Raw genomic sequence first — 6,584 nt, forward strand, 5'->3', positions numbered from 1 at the left:
TACTACCTAATACTACCTAATACTACCTAATACTACCTAATACTACCTAATACTACCTAATACTACCTAATACTACCTAATACTACCTAATACTACCTAATACTACCTAATGATACCTATAGTATAGGTTTTTTAGATAAATTGGTGCTTTTTTACTACCTAATGATACCTAATACTACTTAGTGACACCTAATGACACCTAATTTTATTTTTAATAATGAAATCTTTAACAAGTTGCCAGTATTAGTATAAAGATATGGATTTATAGGGGATAGAGGAGTAAAAGATTTGATTGCAGGATAGGCTACCGCCGTCAAAAATGGGGTATTTTTGGATAGTGTTTGGTTGTTAGTCAGTGGTTATAGTTTTAGATCGGTTTAAGTACCGAACTAACCTCAGTCTTGTATCTGCTGATACAAGACATTTTTAATGCTTTGTTAGAGCTTTAATAGGTAAAAATAAAGAGGCAAGATATATTGATGACCTCATAAACGTATATTATCAATTTTCGAGGTGCTTAACGTGAGCGTAGATATTTGGACATTAGTTATAGTTATCCTGATAGTGATTTCTATAGTAGTAACTATCACCAGCTCTTATATATCAGGAAAAATGGAAAATGAACATTTAAAGGCGCACTTTGATAAACTTTCAGAAGACTACTATAAAGATAATGAAGAAACTACCTTTCATGTACCAATCTCATTTTTTATATCAAGTGTTAGTACAGTATCTTTCTTCACAGTTATCGCTTTATTTGTTGCTAAAAATAAAGCCTTTTTTACTGAGAATATTCCTTTTATTGAAAAGACACCTTATGTGGGAATATCTTTTTTCTATATCATACTGATATTTATGTTTTTAATCATAGTGCATGAGTTTTCTATATCATTTGGAAGACTAGCTGTGACGATAGGGAAAAGAACCAAAAAGGCAGCAACTGCTTTGGTTCTAATAATTTGGATGTTCGTTATTTTGGGGATCGCTTTAATTGCTTCCATTGCTCTAAGCAATTATTGGAAATAAATAAAAAAGAGGCTAATCATTAGCCTCTTTTTTTATTAATACTCATATTTTATGCGTCAGCTATCTTTTTCAGTAAAAGCTCTACCCGACTGGCATCATCGCCCTTACCCTTGTATCCATAAGCCTTATCTACTGCCTTATCAAGCGCAATATGGGCTTTGGTTAGTTCAGGGTACGGATCAATCATGTAAGTGTTGTAAAGCTTAGCGAGCATTGGCGCATTTTCGCTAATATCTTGGTATAGCTTACGAGCATCTAAAACGGCTTGAGCCGCTAACCCAATAGCTTCTTTAGCTATGACTGCTTTGTTACTTTCATCGTTAGCATCAAGGGGATATGGGATGTTGTTATATACGATAGTATTAGAATAACTGTAGTCGCTTTTCATTCTTCCTGCTGTCAGGCGCATAAAAGCATTGTGCATACTGCTAGATAACACTCCCAAATGATATAGATTTGCGTTTGGCACTATAACGCTAATCCGTGTAATTATTATGACGTTGTAATGAGGCGATTCTTCAATAAGAAAACTTGCGAATGTTCAACTGAAATCACTATTACAATACCAATAAGACCTAGCAAGTGCTTGGAACATAGCTACTTGCCATGAGTTCTTATATAACTGAAAATATCCTTTTGCTCGAATCGTAAGCTCTGCATGTATACCACTTGCTCCTATTTCGCCATAAAGAGATAAGGTGTTTTTCAGAGAAGCAAGCTCAGCGGTCGTTTCCTTTTTATAACGAGCGTTTAGATCACAGTTTAGGAAATGATTCTTGACTTTAGCTTTTGAAATATCATCCCAATGATCTGGAGGTTGAACGTAAAAATGAATAGTTATTGGAATTGTTTGGATGGCTTCAGCGAAAAGCCATTGTTCATTAATAAAGTGATCATGATCGAAATAAGGGTGTAGGCTCTGTGTTTCTGCCGTAGTAGCAGTAATAACACCCTTGCCACTATTACAGTCGCTACATGATGGCACGAGGTTCATAGGAACAACTGATAACTGAGGGAATTTAGCTTTAGGTAAATAATGATCCAGAGTACTAACTGAAGAAAAACCACAAAATGGACATTTACCTAATGCCGCTGAATTGTACAATTTGTCATAAATTAATCTTGCAGGCTTATTCAGACCTACCATGTGGTCAGTATAAACAGATGTAAGCTCTGCCTTCGTTACTGCCCCTAAGACAATATCATTTTTTTTATAATTACTAGCTGTAAGAGTATAAAGCTGTTTGATCAATGCTTTTTCTTCATATTCTTTTGCCGCAAAAAAAATAGTGTTGTCCACTGCGTTTAGCCGATTACGTAAACTCTCTTTCCGTATACTATTGATACAAGTTTGATAAACTAATCTTGGATCTTCATTAGGAGCAACTATAGCTCTCATATTTCATCATCCACTCGTGATTCTCTGATCGAAATCAATGAACGTAACATTACTCTACCTTCAAAACCGAGTTGCTGTTTGTATTCCTTATCTATCTCTTCGTAACTCTTACCTTCTTTCACAGAACTTGCTAGTAAATCGTGAAAACCAGATTTGGATACCTCCAAGCCAAATACCTCTCTTGTCAAAATACCTACATTTTCAGCAAATGTCTCAATTTCTGGTTCATCGACATTAAGCGTAAGTCTTGTCCTTCTAATAATAGACACGCATAATTTAGGGACTTCCTGTAATACAACTGGTGAATGTGTAGCGATTATCGCTACACCGTTGCGGTTATCCATTAAATCAGATAAAGCTCTAGTGAATGCAGATAGGAGTGGTGGATGAAGATGGCTTTCTGGTTCATCAAGTAAAACTAAGGTTTTCTCTTCAACAGTTTCTACGAGTCTAGTAATAGTTAGAAGCACAATAGCATGACCTGAACTCATCCTTTTAAATAGCGCTTTAGCTTTTCCAGAAAACTGCTGTTTAGAGTCGGAAGGATCTTGAACGTATACATCACAAAGTTGGCATAAATCCATTTCAGCAAAATTAAGATCGGATTCCAATTTTTTAATGGCGTTGATCCATCTGCTTTTCTTAGCAGTTAAAGCAAAACATATTTTCAAGCTTTTAGTAAAATCTGAAGATAGATCATCTTTATCTTTGGATGTCCAATTACCCGTCTCAATTATGTATTTTTTTAATCCTATATAGTAATACTGCATTCCAATATTTGCGTCAGGTTGATCATTAGGGGGAACAAAAGGATCAAATGCACTAAAAGAAACAGAAACAACTCCAGCAAAGTAATCTTCATCTAAGGATTCACTAGCTCTACCTAAACTTGGTATGTTAAAGAAACCAGCATTATCCTCTAAACCTCGACCAGGGATAAGCGCATCAACCATACTATTAAGTAGAGTCGTTTTTCCTACACCATTACGACCAATCAAGATATGTATATTAGATGAAGGCTTACTATTTGGCTTTACTTTAAAATTCACCTTAATTCCAGAATACGTATCGCTGGAGGGTCTTTCAAAAAAGAAATTATAATTCGTTAGCTCAGCCTTACCTCTTAAAATTCGAGGAAACTGATGCTTTAAAGTTGTAAAATTAACTGTCCTTAGCAAAGACGTATTGAAAATCGCCTCATTACTGACAGTTTCTAAGATATCAGGGTTAGATACTACATCACCTAGATTTTTTAAGATGTTCTCTCGCATATTCTTAGAAAGACACTTCATAAGATTATTGTAATAATCAGCATCTTGACCTAAAGAGTAAACGTGTTCTAAAGAACTGAAAATTCGAGGCATACTACGCGATGTATTGTATTGCTCTTGCCCAATGATACCAATTTTCACATCACCTACAGATTGCTTATGACCTTGTTCATCGAAAACAGTAAGTCTGAATAGCGTTTCAAAACCAAAGTCATCCCAGCTATCATGTTTTAAAAAAACAGTGTTTTTGCCCTCAGTAGGAAGATATTCCTGTCTTGTTAACGCTTTAAATGTGATTTCCATCACAATATTCCTTATTTTTTATAGGGGTCTATCAATTGTTAGGACTATTGGAAGCCTAATTTCTGTAAATAAGGCAGGTAAAATTCTTGTTTTTTTTCATCTAGTAACTCAGTTTCAATTCTTTCAGCGAATTGCTTGTAATCTTCGCCCTGCTTGGCATAACTAGATAACTCACTCATTTGCGACAGCTTAGATGCGAACGTTCCGCGCTGTTTATCTGTCATTTTCAATGGGGTAAGTATATTAGGAGTATCACCATCGGTTTCTGACTCCATCGCTTTTTTAGACTTGGCTTTAAGCTTAAACTTAAAGGTAAATCCAGTAATCTTACGACCTTCTTTGTGTTGCTCATACGTCGCTGTAATATTCGTATTGTCATTTATCTCTTTGATAGCATGATCTAATACACGTTTTTTAAAATCGCTCATTAGCTTATATTGATGTTCTTCGATACCTAAACGGGTACGCAGGCTTCCAATGCTTATTGGTGGTGTTTTACCAAGACTACTCCACTGCATCAAAACTTCAAATATACGCAATGCGTAGATACTGTTTAAGTCTTTTATCTGCTTTAGCTCGTACTCTGTGTATCTTTCACTAAGTCTTGTTATGAGAGGAATAACATCATTTCCAAACATCACCTCAACATATCCACCACCTTCACTATATGAGGCACGTTGTACGAATCTTGATTTATTTATTTTGTCACGTCCCTTTGCATCCTTATCTGTCCAAACAAACTCACTTTCATAAAGACTTTCACAAGCAGATTTCAATGACCGATAAGCAGTAGTTTTATCACATTCGAAGTTTTTTTCGTAGTCAGATGCGTGAATACGGTGGACACCGCCAACATCAGACATAGTTCCTTGTTCTCTTGCCTCAATAATAGCCAAAATTATTACACGTTGAGCAACTAGATTAATGGTATAGCTTGATTCAATCAGCGCATTCGCTTTACTTACTAATCTAGTTTTCAACATGACAGTTCCTTTTAGCACATATAAAGACCCATACTAATCCAACGACATTATAAAGACAACACATAACCAAAAGTCTTTTAATGATGTATAAACGTCTTTTAATGGGTGTATAAACGTCTTTTAATGGGTGTATAAACGTCTTTTAATGGGTGTATAAACGTCTTTTAATGGAGGGTGAAAACCAATAGTATCAATGGATAGAGTGGACTTAAAAGCTATTTAAAAGCTATTTAAAAACATTAAAAACATAAATTCCTATTTATAATTTTTATTTACATACAAAAGCTGTATTCATATTTTTATAAATCAATTTATAAGATACCTTATAAAAACGTAATATAGGACGTCCATTATCCTCACTGTTCGGTTTTACAAACAATTATATAACAAGTTAGCTAAAAATTTTAAAAGACCCTTAGAGCGCAAATAAGGAGCAAATAACTTGTAATTAGAGATAGCATTCAGTTATAATTGTTTCTAGTTAGATTCACTAACTAAGTGGCAAAAAAAAAGAGCCATCATTTCTGATAGCTCTCTTTATAAGTCACTGTAACCAACTGGGAACGTAAGAACCCAATAGAATAGTAACCTATGTGTTGTGGTGACCTTATTTTACTATTTTAAGATAATGATATCAAGTAACCTCAAAAAAGGTTGTTTGGTTGAAGGTTCTTACGTTCTCTCATAGAGAGGTAAGAAAAGATGGTAACTCCATTAATTCCTAGCGTTAGAATTCACAAAGGCGCTATTTTGTCGAAGTTGCTACATGGAGAACGTGTAGCTAACAAAGAGCTGTTTCATGATTTTGATACATGCGCCTCTGGTGCACGTATTTGTGAACTACGCTCAGATGGTTGGAAGATAGACGATAAGTTTGTTCATCAACGCACTACAGAGAACAAGCATGTTCGTATCAAGAAGTACTACATAACGAGAGCTAATATTATGGAGTATTTACTGGATGAAGATATACGAAACTTCTTAGCATTAGCTGAACGCAAGTATGGTACATCTGACTAAAATTTGACTATGAGACAATAGGAAGGTCACTAAGCTGCTGCTTAGTGACCTTTTTTTTAATTCATTCTTTCATAAAAAAATCATTAACATCATATTTTTCACCCGCCTTTTCGTCAAAATCTTTTGCAGTAGTAACAGGAATAATGGGTTCATTAACACGTTTTGGTTTTACCTCTTCTGTAACGTCCTTACGATTTTTCTGAATTTTTAGATTACCTTCACTATCTTGCTTGCCAACTTGTAATGTTCTGAACGCATCGTCATTCTTGTGCTTATGATAACTTTTACTAACTGCGTTTCGACTTATTGATATTTTAAATTCTGTTTCTACTAGCTCAGCAATTTGCTCAAAAGTATATACTTTATGTGGGTTATCACGTTCTTCGATAATGAAAGCAATGGCAGCATCACTTAGCTTTCTTCTTTTTTCTTTTTTCATATTTGATCCTTATTTGTCCTATATATAGTCTCTACTACCTAATACTACCTAATACTACCTAATACTACCTAATACTACCTAATACTACCTAATACTACCTAATACTACCTAATACTACCTAATACTACCTAATACTACCTAAT

Annotated in this window: 7 protein-coding genes; 2 read left to right on the top strand and 5 right to left on the bottom strand. The window is 34.7% G+C overall.

What is annotated here, in order from left to right; genetic code table 11:
• Positions 1–522 precede the first annotated feature (522 nt).
• Positions 523–1,026 (top strand): hypothetical protein, encoded by a 504-nt coding sequence (locus tag L2737_RS21905; RefSeq protein WP_248957097.1) that lies wholly within the window; start codon positions 523–525, stop codon positions 1,024–1,026.
• Positions 1,027–1,075: 49 nt separating this feature from the next.
• Here L2737_RS21905 and L2737_RS21910 read toward each other — a convergent pair whose 3' ends face one another.
• Genes L2737_RS21910 through repM form a run of 4 tightly spaced genes read right to left on the bottom strand, consistent with a single transcriptional unit; the run spans position 1,076 to position 4,982 of the window.
• Complete coding sequence (locus tag L2737_RS21910; protein WP_346349203.1) at positions 1,076–1,549, bottom strand: type IIL restriction-modification enzyme MmeI; 474 nt, start codon at positions 1,547–1,549, stop codon at positions 1,076–1,078.
• 18 nt (positions 1,550–1,567) lie between these two features.
• Complete coding sequence (locus tag L2737_RS21915; protein WP_248957099.1) at positions 1,568–2,425, bottom strand: HNH endonuclease; 858 nt, start codon at positions 2,423–2,425, stop codon at positions 1,568–1,570.
• Positions 2,422–3,999, bottom strand: coding sequence for an AAA family ATPase (locus L2737_RS21920; RefSeq protein WP_248957100.1), 1,578 nt, complete (start codon positions 3,997–3,999; stop codon positions 2,422–2,424). The genes L2737_RS21915 and L2737_RS21920 overlap by 4 nt, the downstream gene beginning before the upstream one ends.
• Positions 4,000–4,043: 44 nt before the next feature.
• Positions 4,044–4,982: a replication initiation protein RepM gene (gene repM / locus L2737_RS21925; protein ID WP_248957101.1), complete on the bottom strand. Its 939-nt coding sequence runs from the start codon at positions 4,980–4,982 to the stop codon at positions 4,044–4,046.
• A 750-nt stretch (positions 4,983–5,732) separates the two neighbouring features.
• Here repM and L2737_RS21930 point away from each other — a divergent pair.
• The gene (locus tag L2737_RS21930) at positions 5,733–6,002 is read left to right on the top strand and encodes a helix-turn-helix domain-containing protein (RefSeq protein WP_248957102.1); all 270 of its coding nucleotides are present in this window, start codon (positions 5,733–5,735) and stop codon (positions 6,000–6,002) included.
• Between the two features lie 61 nt (positions 6,003–6,063).
• On the opposite strand, the gene L2737_RS21935 is transcribed toward L2737_RS21930, so the two are convergent.
• Positions 6,064–6,441 (bottom strand): helix-turn-helix domain-containing protein, encoded by a 378-nt coding sequence (locus L2737_RS21935; RefSeq protein ID WP_248957103.1) that lies wholly within the window; start codon positions 6,439–6,441, stop codon positions 6,064–6,066.
• Positions 6,442–6,584: the final 143 nt, after the last annotated feature.

This window comes from Shewanella electrodiphila, from assembly GCF_023283985.1.
In the GTDB taxonomy this organism is placed as follows: Bacteria; Pseudomonadota; Gammaproteobacteria; order Enterobacterales; family Shewanellaceae; genus Shewanella; species Shewanella electrodiphila.